Here is a 16,950-nt window from a genome sequence, read left to right as displayed (position 1 = left end):
TTTCTACTGTTTAAGTGTTTTTTTCTTTTTTACTAATTTGTTTGTTGATTTTGCAAATTCATTTACATGATTAACTTGCTCTGCACCTTTATTTAAATTGGATGATACAAGATCCAATGTATTCACGCTACTTGCTGCATCGTTAAAATTAATTGACAACATTGATAACGCTTGTTTGGTTTTTTGGTAAGTTTCCTGTTGTTCTTGTGGCAAATCTGCTACCGAAGAATAGGTCTCTCCTCCAAAAACCTGCGGGATAAAAATCCCTAACATTAGAACGATTACGGCTGCGACAGAAATCCATTGATAGATATAACTTTTTCTAGGTTTTAATGGAACGTCTTTGGTATAATGTTCTTGTTTTGTATTATTAAAGTATTGAAATAGAATTTTATAGGATTCTAAATGTGGTGCTACGTCATCTTGAGCAAAATAAGCTTTTAACTGCTGCTCTTCTTTTAGTGTCGTTTCACCATTATCATACTTTTCAAGTAATTTCTCTATACTATTTAATACCATAGCGATGTGTATTAGTTAATTTTTCTCTTATTGTTTTTCTTGCTCTGGATAAGGCCACTCTAATAGCTGTAGGGTTCATATCCACTACTTTCGCTATCTCATCAAACTCATAATCCTCAATATCTCTAAGCTGTAATATTATTTTTTGTTGTTCTGGTAATTCTTCAATTATTCGCGATACCCAGTCTACACTATCTTTGTTTTCAACTTCTTTTTGTAACGACGTGTTATTATCTTGATAATTACTGTGAACTATTTTCAAATTCTGTGCCTGTTTTGATTTGAGTCGGTCTAAACAGAAGTTTTTAGTCATCGTCATTGAAAATGCTTCCACATTTTTATAGTCACTTATTTTCTGTTTATTACGCCACAATTTCATTAAAATCTCTTGCGTTGCATCTTCAGCTTCCTCTTTGGAAACCAGAAGTCTTTTAGCTAGACGAAAGACTTTATCCTTAAAAGGCATCACTAATTTTATAAAATCAGTTTGTGTCATTGGTGGTTTGTTAGTTAGAAGCAGTTGATTATGCCGCTTTCTATTATTACGACGACTATGTATAAGTTTTGTTACACGATATTTTTAAAATTACAATAATGTCAGTAAATTTAGAGTTTAATAGGAGGTGCTTTCTGGCAGTTCCACGAGTTTTAAAAAAGAAAAAAGTATAGAAGTTATTCGGTTTTTGCTATGGTCCATATAAACTTCTGAAATGTTATATTAAAGAAAAATTACAAATGAAATTATTAAAATTAAGTGTCGTATGTCTTCTAACCCTTGTTATGACAAGTTGTTATGAGGATAGAGATGATAATACCATCTCTGCCAGTGAAATCAACGATTTCGTATGGAAAGGTATGAATGCCGTTTATCTCTATAAAGCTGAAATTCCTGATTTAGCCAATGATCGGTTTTCAACCAATGAAGAATATGCTAGTTACTTGAATAGTTACGGAACTCCCGAGGAATTGTTTGAAAGTTTAATCTATGAAAGAGAAACTGTCGATCGCTTTAGTGTTATCATTCCAGACTATATTGCTTTTGAACAATTACTGGCTGGAACCTCTAAAAGTAATGGCTTAGAATACAATTTCTACTTCAAGCCTGGAAGTGCAACGGAAGTGTTTGGAATCATTCGATTAGTGCTCAATAACAGTGTCGCGAGTGGTCTTGGCTTAGAACGCGGACAAATTTTTGATGCGGTCAATGGCACACCACTAACCCAAGACAACCTCAGTAGTTTATTAAACCAAGACTCATATACCCTGAATTTTGCAACCTATAACGACAACGGTACTGAAACCATTGACGATGATACGATAGATTCTACAACGGATAGTGTTCAGTTAACCAAGCAAACCTATACCGAAAATCCAGTGCACCAAACCAATATTTTAAATGTAGGTGGCACTAATGTTGGATATCTGGTTTACAATGCTTTTAACAATAATTTCAGCAACCAATTGAATGCTGCATTTGCCGAATTTCAAGCTAATAACGTTCAAGAACTCGTATTAGATCTCCGTTATAATCCTGGTGGCAGTGTTTTAACGGCATCTTATTTAGGGAGCTTGATCACAGGGCAATTTACTGGAAGTGTTTATTCTAAGTTAGTATATAACGATGACTTACAAGAATTGAATACTGATTTTAACTTTGTAGACAATATTAATAACACTGCCTTGAATAGTTTGAACTTAAATAAAGTATATGTTTTAACAACTTCCCGCTCTGCTTCAGCAAGCGAACTTGTTATTAATAGTTTAAGCGCCTATATTGACGTTGTTCAAATTGGTGATTTTACTACTGGAAAAACTCAGGCTTCTGTGACCATTTATGACTCTCCAGATTTATCTTCTCAAAACATCAATCCGAGTCATACCTATGCTATGCAACCATTAGTAGCAAATTCTATTAATGTCAATGATGTTGAAGTGCCTTCCAATGGTATTGCTCCAGATATTACTATTATAGAATCCCCTAGAAACTTTGGCACGTTAGGAGATGTTAATGAACCGCTTTTAGCTGCTGCCTTGGCCGATATTGAGGGCTTAGGACGTTTCACACAGCCACAAATAGAATTTAGACCGTTGATGACCACAGTGGATAAAAAGGTTCACGAAGAACGTTTGTACATAGACAACGACATGTATTTCAACAGACTAACTATCGAATAACATAAAAAAAGAGCCACACGGATGTGGCTCTTTTTCTTTACAGCTTAATCTGACAACCTAAAAGCACATTTCGACCTTTTGTAGTGTATCCATATAATTCTTGATAATCAGTATTTAGAATATTGCTCATATCTAAAAAGAAGGTCACTTTTTCATTGATTATCTTTTGACTAAAATAGATATTGAATAAACTGTAAGCATCCAATGACACAAAGTCGGTCATAAAGGTCTCATTATTGAAAAACGAATCATTACGTTGATCATTAAATTGGTAGCTCAATCGGAAATAAGTACGCTTATAAGTATAATCCATGGTCGCATTTACTTTGACTTCAGGAATTCTTAAATTTAAATCCTCTTCCACTTTGGTGTAGGCGCCATTAACTCTTAAATTCAAACGCTTTGCCATAGTGAGATCTGCTACCACCTCAATACCACTTGCTGTGAAATCGTTATTCGTATTCGCATATTGATATACAAATTGTCCTAAATCCACAAAGTCTACAAAATTTTTCTCATGCCTGTTGAAGTAGACCACACTCAAAGTTGCTTTCTTATCAAATTTTACTTCGGCTCCTATTTCTATTGTTCTGTTTTCCTCGGGTTGTAAGTCTGTATTTCCGTAGGTAGGTTCAAATAATTGGTACAGTGATGGTGCTATAAAAGCGGTGCTATAACTTGCCAAACCTTTTATGTATCCAAATTCAAACGCTTTTTTATAAGATGGATTCACACTGTACACCACGTGATTACCATAGATATTATGATGATGCCATCGCAATCCAGCGTTCACATTTAACCCAAAATCTGAAGCAAAGACAACATTAGCATAAGGGTCTATGGTTTTAAAAGTCGCTTGGTCTGAACTGATATCTTGAGACAAACTAGTACCACCAAATGGTATCGATGAACTCTCCATACTATTTTGCTGGGCATTCACACCTAGAACGACATAAAATGTATCTTTAAAATTATAACGGTTATACAAATCACCGATATAGCTCTTGGCATAAAATTCAGTTGGAAAACTAGATGATATCTCACGATGCGTTTCATTAAATGCCGCATTCAAAACAACACTCCCTTTATCGTAAGTGAACTCAGGAGATATACCTATACGGTGTTGTTCGGTAGTTGACAAATTATCAGCGTCCATAAGGCTAAACCCATCATCAAACTCGGCCTTGAACTTATCAAAACTAGCATAGCCTTGAAATTTTAAGTTATCAAAAAAGCGATACCCTAATTTTAAATAACCATTATGAGCGTTGTAAGCATCTGCTTCCGAGCCATTGACTACAGCAGATAATCCATTGGTATATTGGTGACCAAAACTCGCCAAATAATTCCAAGACGCAGTACCTCCATTAACCGACACACTATTCATGAAATGTTCTAAAGCATAATCGGTAACCGTTTGTGATTGATTTGATCCAATGGCTGTGTTGACGCTTACAGCTATCGGTCGCTTACTTGAATCCTTTAGTTTAATATTGATAACAGCAGTCGCGGCTCCAGAGCCATATAGGGTACTTGACGCTCCTTTTAAAATTTCGATATTCTCAACCTGGTCTACATTTAACAACCGTAAATCATAGTCATTTGCAATTTGTGAAGCATCTGTTACGGCAATACCATCAATAAGCACTAATACTTGTCGGTTGCGTCCACCACGAATAAAATAACTTAAATTTTGCCCTGCATGGCTCCTTGATCCATTAATTTCAATACCTACGGTATTATTGATAATCTCTGCCACAGTCTTACCTTGTAAATGTTGCAGCTCTTTTTGTGTAATTTTTGTAATCACCTTTCCTGAATTCTCTCGTTTCAATTTGAATTTAGAATCTGTCACTACAACTTCCTTTAGATGTTCCACTTCTAAGGAATCGGTTTGCTGCTGTGCAAAACCACATGTTGATATACCAAGAAATAGCATACCCAAAAACCTGTTTTTTTTGTGCATTATAATGTTTAAAATACTCGGAATAGCATGACTAATCACACCAAAACTTTTATCCCGAAAGTTTGACTTCTATGTTTGAATTTGGCAGGTCTCCTGACTTGCGTCTTGCTATTGGTCTTCCCGGAGTTATATTTCCAGTGACATTGAAGGTAATAACAAGCTGAATAGCTTACAGTTGCGGGAACAGTTCTGGATTTGCACCAGATTCCCTTTTAATCTACGAGGTTACGCCTAGTAGAACCTAAATTCATTGCAAAAATAGATGCTTTTTTAAACAGACACTTAAAAAACTTATTTTTTCTTACTTAATTTATAAACCAAATAAACAAATCCGATCAAAAAATGCCCCAAAATAAGGCCTCCTGCTATATATATTAGTACATTTGAACTATGATGCATCCGCATAAATTTTTAATCAAATTTAAAGACTTGACAACTTTCAAGGCGTTACAAATGTTACATAGGAACTACGTTTTCATCCTTTTTTTACCCTTCTTTGTATTCACCCATTGTAAAGGTGATAAATCAGAAAACAAAGACCTGACCGAGCTTGCTGCTCAAAACAACAATTCCTACGCTACAGGATTCAATGTAGAGCAACAATCTATCGGTAAAATTCTTAGCATTACGAATCCTTGGCCAAAATCCGATAAAAGTTATAAGTATTTATTACTGACCCAAGAAGAGGCTATAAAAAGCACCTTTAATAAAGAGGCGTATGACGGTATTATCACCGTTCCAGTAGAACGAATTGTGGTGACTTCCACAACACATATTCCAGCCTTAGAGCTTTTAGATGTTGAACACACCTTAGTTGGTTTTCCAGGCACAGATTATGTGTCATCAGAAAAAACGAGAGTTAGAATCGATAACCAAGCCATTCGAGAATTAGGGAAAAACGAAGGAATCAATACAGAAGTTCTATTGGAATTACAACCAGAACTGGTCGTTGCTTTTGGCGTAGATGGTACGAATAAAAGCATGGCAACGATAGAGAAAACAGGAATTCCAGTGATTTACAATGGTGATTGGGTTGAAGCTTCGCCATTAGCAAAAGCAGAATGGCTTAAGTTTTTTGGTGCATTGTACAACAAAGAAAAACAAGCTGACTCTATATTCCAACGAATAGAAGCCGATTATTTAAATGCCAAAGCCATAGCTGCGAAAGCCACCAATAAACCAACAGTACTTTGTGGAGCGATGTATAAGGATATTTGGTATTTACCGAGCGGTACGAGTCCGGAAGCGCAATTTCTAAAAGACGCGAACACCAACTATTTATGGCATACTACTGAAGAAGCAGGTAGCCTAGCACTTAGCTTTGAAGCTGTCTATGAAAAAGCTAAAGATGCCCAAATATGGTTGAGCCCTTCTTATTATGACAGTTACAAGGCCTTGGAAGCATCTAATGAGCATTACACCCAGTTTGATGCCTTTCAGAATAAGAATATCTTTACATTTTCTAACACGACTGGCGCAACAGGTGGTGTAACTTATTACGAGTTAGGGACAGCTAGGCCTGATCTCGTATTAAAAGATATGATTAAAATTTGCCATCCGCAATTGCTAACAAACTATGATACGACGTTTTTCAAACCTCTAAAATAATTGAAAACAACATACACATATACTTTTCTAATCCTCATTTTTATCACCTTGATATGCTTTTTAATGAATATTAGTTTGGGATCTGTTCAAATTCCTTTTACAGAAGTGGTAGGGAGCATTTTTGGACATTCAGAAAACAGTTCGTGGCAATACATTGTTCAAGACTATCGCCTGCCAAAAGCTATGACTGCAGTTTTAGTCGGTTCAGGATTAGGCATTGCAGGTCTCATCATGCAAACACTTTTTAGAAATCCTTTGGCTGGACCATTTGTTCTTGGCATTAGTTCTGGAGCTAGTTTGGGTGTGGCACTAATTATTTTGGGTTCTGGTTTGTTCGGTGGAATTTTTGCTGCTTTTTTAGCCTCTAAATGGAGTATCGTCATTGCGGCAAGTTTAGGTAGTTTTCTGGTGCTGTTAGCTGTTTTGGTGGTATCATCTAAAGTTAGAGACACGATGGCTATATTAATCATTGGATTGATGTTTGGGAGTATCACCGCTGCCGTGGTGAGTGTGCTTTCCTATTTCAGCTCTGCCGAACAATTACAACAGTATATTTTTTGGGGATTTGGAAGTTTGGGAAATTTGTCATGGCAAGAGCTCTTTATTTTCTTATGTATTTATCTTTTAGGACTCTTTTTATCCATTCGATCTATAAAAGCCTTAAATTCCTTTCTATTAGGTGAAAATTATGCAAAAAGTTTAGGATTGAATATAAAACAAAGCCGTTTGATGATCATCGCAGCAACTAGTTTATTGGCAGGAACTATAACAGTCTTTGCCGGACCGATAGCTTTTATTGGTTTAGCCATTCCACATATGACGCGGCAATTTTTTAACACCTCTGATCACAAAATTTTATTGCCAGCCGTGTTTTTGTTTGGTGCTATCGTCATGCTCGTTTGCGATAGTATCGCTCAGTTACCGGCAACTGACTACACGCTACCTATCAATGCTATAACATCACTAATAGGAGCTCCAGTTGTGGTTTGGTTACTGGTGAGACAACGAAAAATGATATTTTAAGGGTCATGACAGACAAGCACACACATAGCATTCTAGAGACCAAAAATCTTTGTATTGGCTACCCATCCAATAAGACTAAAAAGGTAATTGCCGAACATATTAATATTCAGCTGAAGGAAGGAGAACTTATTGGACTTGTAGGTGCCAATGGTATTGGTAAATCAACGATGCTGCGAACCTTAGCCAGTATTCAGCCTGCATTGAGTGGTGATATTTCTATCAATGGGAAATTATTGGGCACCTATACACCTATCACGCTAGCTAAAACCATGAGTTTGGTTTTAACGGAACAACTCATGTCCAAAAACCTGTCTGTTTTTGAATTGATTGCCTTAGGAAGACAGCCTTACACGAATTGGGTTGGCAACCTGACAGAAACGGATACCGTGATTGTTGAAAGCGCCATGGAGCAGACCAACATCACCGATTTAAAGCATCGAAAATGCTATGAATTAAGTGACGGTCAGTTTCAAAAAGTTTTGATTGCGCGTGCGTTGGCACAAGATACCGATTTAATTATTTTGGATGAACCCACAACACATCTTGACATGTATCATAAAGCCTATATTTTAAAACTACTACAACGATTAGCGCAAGATACGGGTAAAACCATCCTATTTTCCTCACACGAAATTGATTTGGCCATTCAGCTTTGTGATCGAATGGTTGTTATGACCAAAACAGGTGTGATTTCCGACACGCCATGTCACCTTATTGAACTAGGCGTTTTTGAAACACTGTTCCCTAAGGACTTAATTGGGTTTGATGATAAAACAGGAAGTTTTCGGGTAAAAAAATAAGTCGGTAGTTTTCAATGCCTGTTTTCAATCTTACAACCTTTTCCATTATCTTTGGTTAAATTTCAATAGTATACATGAACGACAACCTCATTCTTATTTTAGCAATCTTAATATCTGGTGGTTTGGGCGCCTATATTGGTATGCTCTTTATTAAGCTGAAAAGTAAAAGTGAACAGAGTACATTAGAAGAACGCCAACACCAAATGACCACGACCATCAATGAACTTAAACAACACCTGTCGCGTATAGAATCAGAACGTGACACTATAAGACAAGAAAAAGAATTTCTAAATACAGAACTCACAAGACGCAATACAGAATACGACAACCTTCAGCAACAAAACCTAAAGCGCGATCAAGAATTAGAAGAGCGTCAAGAACAATTGCGCAAGGACTTTGAATTGTTGGCCAATAAAATTCTCGATGAAAAATCTGAGAAATTCACCCTTCAGAATAAAGAAAATATTAAAAACATACTAAATCCTCTGCAAGAGAAGATTCAAGTATTTGAGAAAAAAGTTGAAGACACACAAAAGGAAAGTATTAGCATGCATTCGGCTCTGAAAGAGCAGCTACTTGGGTTAAAAGATCTCAATCAACAAATGACTAAGGAAGCTACCAATTTAACAAAAGCCTTAAAAGGCGATAGTAAAATGCAGGGGAATTGGGGCGAATTGGTATTAGAGCGTGTTTTAGAAAAGTCAGGATTGGAAAAAGATCGTGAATATTATGTACAACAAAGTTTTACGCTTCCAGATGGCACACGTGTCTTACCAGATGTGGTACTGCACTTACCTGACAGTAAAAAAATGATCATAGATAGTAAAGTATCGCTCACCGATTATGAGCGCTACGTGAATGCAGACGATGAGGACCGAGCCCTATTTTTAAAAGCCCATATCAATTCCATCAAAAAGCATGTGGATCAACTTTCGGAAAAAAATTATCAAGATTTGTACGATATAGAATCGCCAGATTTTGTCTTATTGTTTATTCCGATAGAACCTGCTTTCGCTGTGGCTATTAACGAGGATAATTCGCTGTACAACAAGGCTTTCGAACAAAATATTGTCATTGTAACACCTGCGACCTTATTGGCTACTTTACGTACCATTGACACCATGTGGAATAATGAAAAACAGCAACGAAATGCCATTGAAATTGCCAGACAAGCTGGCGCTTTATATGATAAATTTGAAGGATTGGTCAAAGATCTTACTGGTGTAGGTAAAAAGATGGATGATGCTAAAAAGGATTATTCGGCGGCCATGAATAAACTCGTGGACGGTAGAGGCAACCTCATCACCACCGTTGAAAAACTGAAAAAAATGGGTGCCAAGGCTAAAAAATCACTTCCTGAAGCGATTGTTAAGCGTGCGAAGGACCATCAATAATTTAAAAATGACTTATAAAACTGTTGACGCAACGCGGATTAGCATTTCCGAATTAATGCAACCCTCCCACTCCAATTTTGGCGGTAAGATTCATGGTGGCTACATTTTAAACCTCATGGATCAAATTGCGTTCGCTTGTGCCTCTAAACATTCAGAAACGTATTGCGTGACAGCTTCTGTAGACACGGTAGATTTTTTAAATCCAATTGAAATTGGTGAATTGGTAACCATGAAAGCCTCTATCAATTTTGTGGGTCGGACCTCTATGGTTGTTGGTATTCGCGTTGAATCTGAAAACATTAGAACAGGTAAAGTAAAGCACTGTAATTCCTCATACTTTACGATGGTTGCCAAGGATGCATCTGGGAATAGTGTCGAAGTTCCTGGCTTAATTGTTAATGACAACACTGAGGTCAAGCGTTTTTTAAAATCCATTAAGCGTAGTGAAACAAAGCGCTCAAGACAGCAAGAATTTGATCGCGCTGATTTTACACACATGGATTATCTTGACGATTTAAAACCTTACCGCGTAAAAGTGGAGCTTCCAGAAAATCATTAAAAATAAAAGCCACCAATAATTTGGTGGCTTCAATGATCATTTTAAGTGAATGCGCTTTATTGTTTGATAAAACGCTTCGTTTGAGAGATATCATCATTAGCGACTCTCACAATATAAATTCCAGTATTCCAATCACTGACATCTATAGAGATCGATGTTAAATTACTTAAGGTCGTATCTAATACTTTTTTGCCTAATAAATCAAATACACGTAATGTAGCATCTTCAATATTGCTAGGAATTGAGATATTTAAGCTAAGCGTAGCCGGATTAGGAGAAATTGAAAATTTTAAATTATCATTAATTTCTTCCACGCCTAAAAGCGTATCCCAAAATGCTACACCATAATCAGTAACTGTTCCAGTAAATTCATAAGGCGGACTCACATTGATAAAGGTTCCTGCGGTCCAAAAACCATTTTGAACTGCGAGGTTTTCTCGTCCGTTGCCACCACTTCCCCATTGCGTAAAATCAATCATATTTGCAGCCGTACCGAAACTCCCTGTTGGCAAATACAAACCTAGATCGGCTTGATCATCTAAGGCATTACCACCCGATAAAGCGACAGTTACAGAGACTTCAGCATTTGGCATCAATTGCAATGAACCACTTACTACCGTCATATTACTTAACGTTCCATATTTTATTTTGGAGCACAATCGGTAAGTAGAAATATCCAGCATCGACGCACCGAAATTCTTAATTGTTGCTCTTTCAGTAGCTGGATCTACTTCAACAATCCTGACTTGGGCGTTGAAAAAAGCAGTCGTTATTCCAAAAATGAATAACATTAAAAGGCTTATTCGTAAGTAATTTTTTTTCATAGAATTTACTTTAAAAATCTTAAATGCTTTTACAATTTAGTGATTTTTTTTAATTAGTTCTCAATTATTAACATAAAAATATGCCCATCAATAGCGTTGATGGGCATACTCATGTTTTAAAAAGAAATATTTTATTGCTTCACAAATCGTTTAGAAATTGTACCGTTATTACTTGAAATTCTTACAAGATATACTCCTGAATTCCATTTTGAGACGTCAATTGAAGAAACCATGGTATTTAATGATTTTGAATAGACTCTTTTCCCCAAAACATCGTAAACCGCCACAGTTGCATCCATAGATGATTGTGGAAGTTTGATATTGAGTTTAGAAGACGCAGGATTTGGTGAAATTTCAAAACCTATTTGATTGACTTCCGTCGTACCCAAAGTGGTTGATGCTGTGATATTATCAAGATCCATGGTTGCATCTATCGCGTCACCAATCCATCCTGGCGTTGTTCTACTAAGAATTCTCATAATGGTGACATCTCCTAAGGTAGCATTAATATCTGAACCTCCGAAGGGTGTAAACCCAGCAGGAGAAATTGGAATAGTTACTGACTGCCAACCAGAACCTGCAGGGACTACTACAGCATCCGTTGTACAAAAAATACCACCAGCACCATCAAATGCTACACGCACATGCAAATCATTGTCGGTCGCTCTAACGTCCATTTTTATCGCAACAACTCCTTGACTTGTATAGTTACCAGTCCAGTTGCCTGCTTGATTAATGATAATCATTTTACTTCCAGCTCCTCCTGGAGAACCCGTAGTTTCGTATCTCAAAAAGTTATCATCTACACCTGAAGGACCATCGGTAGCGACGTTAAAAGGTAAAGGCGGATTAGAAGCAAACCCACTTCCATTGATAATCCAACCCTGTACGGTACCATCCTCAAAATCATCAACCTGATTTGCTACCACTTGAGCAGTCATAACAAATGAGACCAACATAAAAGATAAAAAAAGTAGTTTTGTTTTCATAGCTTATAATTCATTTTCAAAAATTCCTTATCAAAAAGGTATCAATAATGATTCCATTTTAAATCTGACCTAAAATTTTTAGCTAAATTAATCATTTAGTGACAATTGAAGTCTACAGTTTAACGAAAATTTCAGACGTATACCTTTATAAACTTCCATGCTTCCACATCACAATAACAGCAGACTTTTAAACTTATTTGCTCAAATACATTTTACGTCGTGAGTACAAATTGTAAAAATCGTCATCTTTTAAACTATCAATAAACAAGATACTTTCACCTGTACTCTTCATTTCTGGCCCTAACTTCTTATTGACATTAGGAAATTTATTAAAAGAGAAAACAGGCTGTTTAATAGCATAGCCTTTTAAATGTGGTTTAAAATCAAAATCTGTCACCTTCTTTTCACCCAGCATCACTTTCGTCGCATAGTTGACATATGGTTCGCCATAGGCTTTCGCGATAAATGGTACTGTTCGAGACGCTCGCGGATTTGCTTCGATGATATAGACTTTATCATCTTTAATCGCAAACTGGATATTAATAAGTCCGACGGTTTTTAAAGCCAAGGCAATATTTTTTGTATGATCTTTAATTTGCTGCATCACAAACTCCCCTAAATTAAAAGGAGGCAATGTGGCATTACTATCACCAGAATGAATACCACATGGTTCGATGTGCTCCATAATTCCGATAATGTAAACATTTTCACCATCACAGATCGCATCAGCTTCTGCTTCAATGGCACCATCTAAATAGTGATCCAATAATAACTTGTTGTTTGGAATTTTACGTAATAAATCGACGACATGCTCTTCCAATTCCTGTTTATTAATCACAATTTTCATTCCTTGTCCGCCCAGTACATACGATGGTCTTACCAAGATTGGAAAATCAAGTTTATCTGCTACTGCAAGGGCTTCATCAGCTGTTTCAGCAACATCAAATTCTGGATAAGGAATATTATTTTCTTTTAAGATGTTAGAAAAACTTCCACGATCCTCAGCTAAATCTAAGGATTGGTAAGTGGTTCCTAAAATTTTAATACCATAGCGGTCTAATTTCTCAGCTAGTTTTAATGCCGTTTGACCACCTAACTGTACAATGACACCTTCCGGTTTTTCATGACGGATGATGTCATAAATATGTTCCCAAAACACGGGCTCAAAATACAGCTTATCGGCAATATCAAAATCGGTAGAGACCGTTTCAGGATTACAATTAATCATGATGGTTTCATAACCACATTCAGAAGCTGCTAAGACCCCATGAACACAGCAATAATCAAATTCAATTCCTTGACCAATACGGTTTGGTCCAGACCCAAGTACTATGATTTTCTTTTTATCAGTGACTTCACTTTCATTAGCTGGATGGATAGCACCATCTGAGGTTTCTACTTCATTTTCGAAAGTTGAATAGTAATATGGTGTTTGTGCTTTAAACTCGGCTGCACAGGTATCTACTAACTTGTAAACTCTATTGATATTTAACTCATCGCGTTTATTATACACTTGGCTTTCTAAACATTTAAGCATATGTGCGATTTGGCGATCTCCATATCCTTTTTGCTTTGCTTCAAGTAATAAGTCGCGTTCTATCGTATCAATAGTAAATGTTGAAATCTGCTTTTCGAGTTCATGTAATTCTTCGTATTGCTTTAAGAACCACATATCAATTTTCGTAATTTCATGAATTCTACTCAACGGAATTCCGATTTGGATAGCATCATAAATTGCGAATACACGATCCCAACTAGCATAGGTTAATTTCTCGATAATTTGCTGATAATTCGTATACCCCTTACCATCAGCACCAAGACCGTTACGTTTGATTTCTAAAGACTGAGTTGCTTTGTGCAAGGCTTCTTGGAACGAACGTCCGATAGCCATAACCTCACCAACCGCTTTCATTTGTAGACCCAATGTTCTATCAGATCCTTCGAATTTATCAAAATTCCATCTAGGTATTTTAACGACCACATAATCTAATGTTGGTTCAAATAATGCTGATGTGGATCCTGTAATTTGATTGCTTAGTTCATCGAGGTTGTAACCCGTAGCCAGTTTGGCAGCTACTTTAGCAATAGGATATCCTGTAGCTTTACTTGCCAAAGCAGAAGAACGGGATACTCTTGGATTAATTTCAATCGCAATAATATCTTCATTATCGTCCGGACTCACAGCAAATTGCACGTTACATCCACCCGCAAAATCACCGATACTGCGCATCATATGAATGGCCATGTCACGCATTTTTTGGAAGGTCTTATCAGATAAGGTCATTGCCGGAGCAACCGTAATGGAATCTCCTGTATGAATACCCATAGGATCCATATTCTCTATAGTACAGATAATGACGACATTATCATTTTTATCACGTAAAAGCTCTAATTCATATTCCTTCCAACCTATCAAAGCTTTGTCAATCATGACTTCATGGATAGGTGAAATTTCTAATCCTCTAGTCAATGACTCATCAAACTCCTTCTCATTATATACAATGGAGGCTCCGGCACCACCTAGAGTAAAAGACGCCCTTATACATAAAGGAAATCCAAATTCTTGGGCAATTTCTTTTCCTTTCAAAAAAGATGTAGCCGTTGCTTGAGGCGCCATTCCGATGCCAATCTTAAGCATCAATTCTCTAAACTTCTCTCGGTCTTCAGTGATATTAATGGCATCAATATCCACACCAATAATTTCTACGTTGAAGTCTTCCCATATGCCTTTTTCATCTGCTTCAATGCATAAATTCAAAGCCGTTTGCCCACCCATCGTTGGCAACACAGCATCAATTTGGGGGTGTTCCTTTAATATTTTAATGATAGACTTTGTCGTCAATGGTAATAAATAAACGTGATCTGCCATGGTAGGATCTGTCATGATCGTAGCAGGATTAGAGTTTATTAATATGGTTTCGATTCCGTCTTCTCTCAAAGATCTTAAGGCTTGTGTTCCGGAGTAATCAAACTCACAGGCTTGACCAATGATTATTGGACCTGAGCCAATGATAAGGATGGATTTTAACTTTTCGTTCTTTGGCATTTTTGTTATTTTAAGTGTTCAAAAATAGGTAACATATAGGTACAAAAAAAGGTGTTACACCTAAGCAACACCTTTAAAATATTAACAATTGTTAATCATTATCTTTTATGTCTAGTTTCAGATGATACAGACAATTTCTTTCTTCCTTTAGCTCTTCTACGTGCTAAAACTTTTCTTCCGTTCACAGAAGCCATTCTTTCTCTAAAACCGTGTTTATTTCTTCTTTTTCTTTTTGACGGTTGAAACGTTCTTTTTGGCATTGTCTTATATTTTTAAAAAACTTATCTCTTTATTTAGGGTTTCGAGCTGTCCTCAAAACTGCGTGCAAATATACAAAGAGTTTTTACTTTGCCAAACCTAAAATTAAATTTATTTTCATTTTTAGTCATCCCTTTCTTCTAATCCTATAAATATCGTCCTTTGAAGTTAAAATTTCAGGATATGACATGGAATTGCTAGCGACATATTGATAAAAAATTAGTTTCTTTGTAACCTCTAAAAATAATAGACGATGAAGTCCTTTTTAATAACGTTTTCCCTGGCTTTTTTGGCAACCATTCATTTGGTTTCTGGACAGGATAAATTATCATACCGATTGCAAGTTGGTGATAAATTCACTGTTCATCAAGTGGCCAAACAAGATATTGTACAAGAAATGAATGGCTCCAAACATGAAATGGAAAATCATGTTGAAGGCGATTATATTTTCACGGTGACAGGCGTTTCGGATAGTTTATACAATATCACCTTTAGGTTTGCACGATTTAAAATGTCATCGAACTCTAATCAATTAGGCACCATTATATCTATAGATACCGATAAACAGGTGACGGACGAAGATATTGAAGCTAAGTTATTTTCACAATTAATCACGGTAGATCTTCAAATGGAAATGTACAAAAGCGGTAAAATAAAATCAATTGAAGGTGCTGATCGTATGATTGATAAAATGGCAAGTGCTGCTGGTGATTTTGATGAATTTACGAAAGAATTGATCCGAGAATCGATGAGATCTGAATTCAGTAATGAAAGCTTAGCGAAAAGCTTTGAACAAATGACCTTTATCTATCCAACGGAATCTATTAAAAAAGGAGAATCGTGGACAAATACTTTTGAAGGAGAATTAAGCTCTCAAAATACATGGACCTTAGATGAGATGACTAAAAACAACATCCTTATTAGTGGAAAAAGTACCATAAAGTTTGTCAATGCAGACGCAGACTTAGAAATGAATTTAACTGGAGATATGACTAGTAATGTGGTGACATCTACGGATCATGGTTTTGTAAAATCGATGTCTAGCACATCAGTTGCAAAGGGACACTCTATTATGCATAATATGAATGATCTTAAAGTACCAACATCCATTACCTCTAATATAACTTACAAAATAGAAAAGCATGTTCAATAAAAACATAAAACTTGTCATTGCAGGTTTAATCATCGCCTACGCCATTTATCAATTTACAGAAGGCTACATTGGAAATGGTATTATGTTTATTTTATTATCCTTAATATTTGTATTTCTTTACTTTAAAAATGAGTTCATCCTTTTGGCGTTTCTTAAACTTAGAAAGCAAGATTTTGAAGGTGCTAAAAACTGGCTTAATAAAATAAAGAATCCGTCAAGTGCTTTGGTCAAAAAGCAAGAAGGTTACTACAATTACCTACATGGTATTATGGTGTCACAAAGTAATATGAATGAGGCTGAAAAGTATTTTAAAAAAGCTTTGAATTTGGGACTTTCCATGGATCATGATGTGGCCATGGCTAAATTGAATCTTGCGGGTATTGCTTTTAGTAAACGACGGCCAATGGAAGCCAAGCAACTTCTTGCGGAAGCACAGAAACTTGATAAACGAGGTATTCTTACGGAGCAAATCAAGATGATGAAAGATGGGATGAAACGTTCTCAAGGCCCTAAACAACACTATGGTAATCGCCATATGAGACGTCGCTAAACCAGCGAAACAACGTTCCTTTTGTCGATTTATTGTTCCATTTTCTTTCATTTCCCTAATAATTTGACGTTTCAACGACTATTTTA

The 16,950-nt window shown here is 36.3% G+C and carries 15 protein-coding genes and 1 riboswitch; of the genes, 8 read left to right on the top strand and 7 right to left on the bottom strand.

Annotated features, from left to right (window positions below; translation table 11 throughout):
* Window positions 1–3: 3 nt before the first annotated feature.
* Together ACU8DI_RS10300 and ACU8DI_RS10295 are read right to left on the bottom strand one after the other, a co-directional pair.
* Window positions 4–519, bottom strand: a complete 516-nt coding sequence (locus tag ACU8DI_RS10300) for a hypothetical protein (RefSeq protein ID WP_447112690.1) — start codon at window positions 517–519, stop codon at window positions 4–6.
* Window positions 506–1,015, bottom strand: coding sequence for an RNA polymerase sigma factor (locus tag ACU8DI_RS10295; protein ID WP_447112689.1), 510 nt, complete (start codon window positions 1,013–1,015; stop codon window positions 506–508). The genes ACU8DI_RS10300 and ACU8DI_RS10295 overlap by 14 nt, the downstream gene beginning before the upstream one ends.
* 239 nt (window positions 1,016–1,254) lie before the next feature.
* On the opposite strand from ACU8DI_RS10295, the gene ACU8DI_RS10290 reads away from it, so the two are divergent.
* A complete protein-coding gene (locus ACU8DI_RS10290) occupies window positions 1,255–2,694 on the top strand; it encodes a S41 family peptidase (RefSeq protein WP_447112688.1) in 1,440 nt (479 codons plus the stop codon).
* 37 nt (window positions 2,695–2,731) lie between these two features.
* Here ACU8DI_RS10290 and ACU8DI_RS10285 read toward each other — a convergent pair whose 3' ends face one another.
* A complete protein-coding gene (locus ACU8DI_RS10285; RefSeq protein ID WP_447112687.1) occupies window positions 2,732–4,660 on the bottom strand; it encodes a TonB-dependent receptor plug domain-containing protein in 1,929 nt (642 codons plus the stop codon).
* Between the two features lie 66 nt (window positions 4,661–4,726).
* A riboswitch (cobalamin riboswitch) is annotated at window positions 4,727–4,920 on the bottom strand.
* Between the two features lie 193 nt (window positions 4,921–5,113).
* Here ACU8DI_RS10285 and ACU8DI_RS10280 point away from each other — a divergent pair.
* The 5 genes from ACU8DI_RS10280 to ACU8DI_RS10260 all read left to right on the top strand — a co-directional run bounded on the left by ACU8DI_RS10280 (window position 5,114) and on the right by ACU8DI_RS10260 (window position 10,044).
* Window positions 5,114–6,268 (top strand): ABC transporter substrate-binding protein, encoded by a 1,155-nt coding sequence (locus tag ACU8DI_RS10280; RefSeq protein WP_447112686.1) that lies wholly within the window; start codon window positions 5,114–5,116, stop codon window positions 6,266–6,268.
* Window positions 6,269–7,291: a FecCD family ABC transporter permease gene (locus ACU8DI_RS10275; protein WP_447112685.1), complete on the top strand. Its 1,023-nt coding sequence runs from the start codon at window positions 6,269–6,271 to the stop codon at window positions 7,289–7,291. It begins immediately after the preceding gene.
* 5 nt (window positions 7,292–7,296) lie between these two features.
* The gene (locus ACU8DI_RS10270; RefSeq protein ID WP_447112684.1) at window positions 7,297–8,091 is read left to right on the top strand and encodes an ABC transporter ATP-binding protein; all 795 of its coding nucleotides are present in this window, start codon (window positions 7,297–7,299) and stop codon (window positions 8,089–8,091) included.
* 74 nt (window positions 8,092–8,165) lie between these two features.
* The gene (gene rmuC, locus ACU8DI_RS10265; RefSeq protein ID WP_447112683.1) at window positions 8,166–9,485 is read left to right on the top strand and encodes a DNA recombination protein RmuC; all 1,320 of its coding nucleotides are present in this window, start codon (window positions 8,166–8,168) and stop codon (window positions 9,483–9,485) included.
* Between the two features lie 7 nt (window positions 9,486–9,492).
* On the top strand, window positions 9,493–10,044 hold the full coding sequence (locus tag ACU8DI_RS10260) for an acyl-CoA thioesterase (protein ID WP_447112682.1): 552 nt from the start codon (window positions 9,493–9,495) through the stop codon (window positions 10,042–10,044).
* A 56-nt stretch (window positions 10,045–10,100) separates the two neighbouring features.
* On the opposite strand, the gene ACU8DI_RS10255 is transcribed toward ACU8DI_RS10260, so the two are convergent.
* The 4 genes from ACU8DI_RS10255 to rpmH all read right to left on the bottom strand — a co-directional run bounded on the left by ACU8DI_RS10255 (window position 10,101) and on the right by rpmH (window position 15,163).
* Window positions 10,101–10,868: a T9SS type A sorting domain-containing protein gene (locus ACU8DI_RS10255; RefSeq protein WP_447112681.1), complete on the bottom strand. Its 768-nt coding sequence runs from the start codon at window positions 10,866–10,868 to the stop codon at window positions 10,101–10,103.
* A gap of 131 nt (window positions 10,869–10,999) precedes the next feature.
* Window positions 11,000–11,857 carry a T9SS type A sorting domain-containing protein gene (locus ACU8DI_RS10250; protein WP_447112680.1) on the bottom strand — a complete coding sequence of 286 codons (858 nt, stop codon included), beginning with the start codon at window positions 11,855–11,857 and terminating at the stop codon, window positions 11,000–11,002.
* A gap of 193 nt (window positions 11,858–12,050) precedes the next feature.
* Window positions 12,051–14,903, bottom strand: a complete 2,853-nt coding sequence (gene carB / locus ACU8DI_RS10245) for a carbamoyl-phosphate synthase large subunit (RefSeq protein ID WP_447112679.1) — start codon at window positions 14,901–14,903, stop codon at window positions 12,051–12,053.
* Window positions 14,904–15,001: 98 nt separating this feature from the next.
* A complete protein-coding gene (gene rpmH, locus ACU8DI_RS10240; RefSeq protein WP_028873397.1) occupies window positions 15,002–15,163 on the bottom strand; it encodes a 50S ribosomal protein L34 in 162 nt (53 codons plus the stop codon).
* Window positions 15,164–15,414: 251 nt separating this feature from the next.
* Between rpmH and ACU8DI_RS10235 the strand changes: the two genes are divergently transcribed.
* Together ACU8DI_RS10235 and ACU8DI_RS10230 are read left to right on the top strand one after the other, a co-directional pair.
* On the top strand, window positions 15,415–16,314 hold the full coding sequence (locus ACU8DI_RS10235; RefSeq protein WP_447112678.1) for a DUF6263 family protein: 900 nt from the start codon (window positions 15,415–15,417) through the stop codon (window positions 16,312–16,314).
* Window positions 16,304–16,864 (top strand): DUF2892 domain-containing protein, encoded by a 561-nt coding sequence (locus ACU8DI_RS10230; protein WP_447112677.1) that lies wholly within the window; start codon window positions 16,304–16,306, stop codon window positions 16,862–16,864. The genes ACU8DI_RS10235 and ACU8DI_RS10230 overlap by 11 nt, the downstream gene beginning before the upstream one ends.
* The last annotated feature ends 86 nt before the right edge of the window (window positions 16,865–16,950 follow it).

The sequence above is a fragment of the Psychroserpens sp. BH13MA-6 genome (genome assembly GCF_052983595.1).
This window is presented reverse-complemented; position numbering and strand designations above follow the sequence as displayed.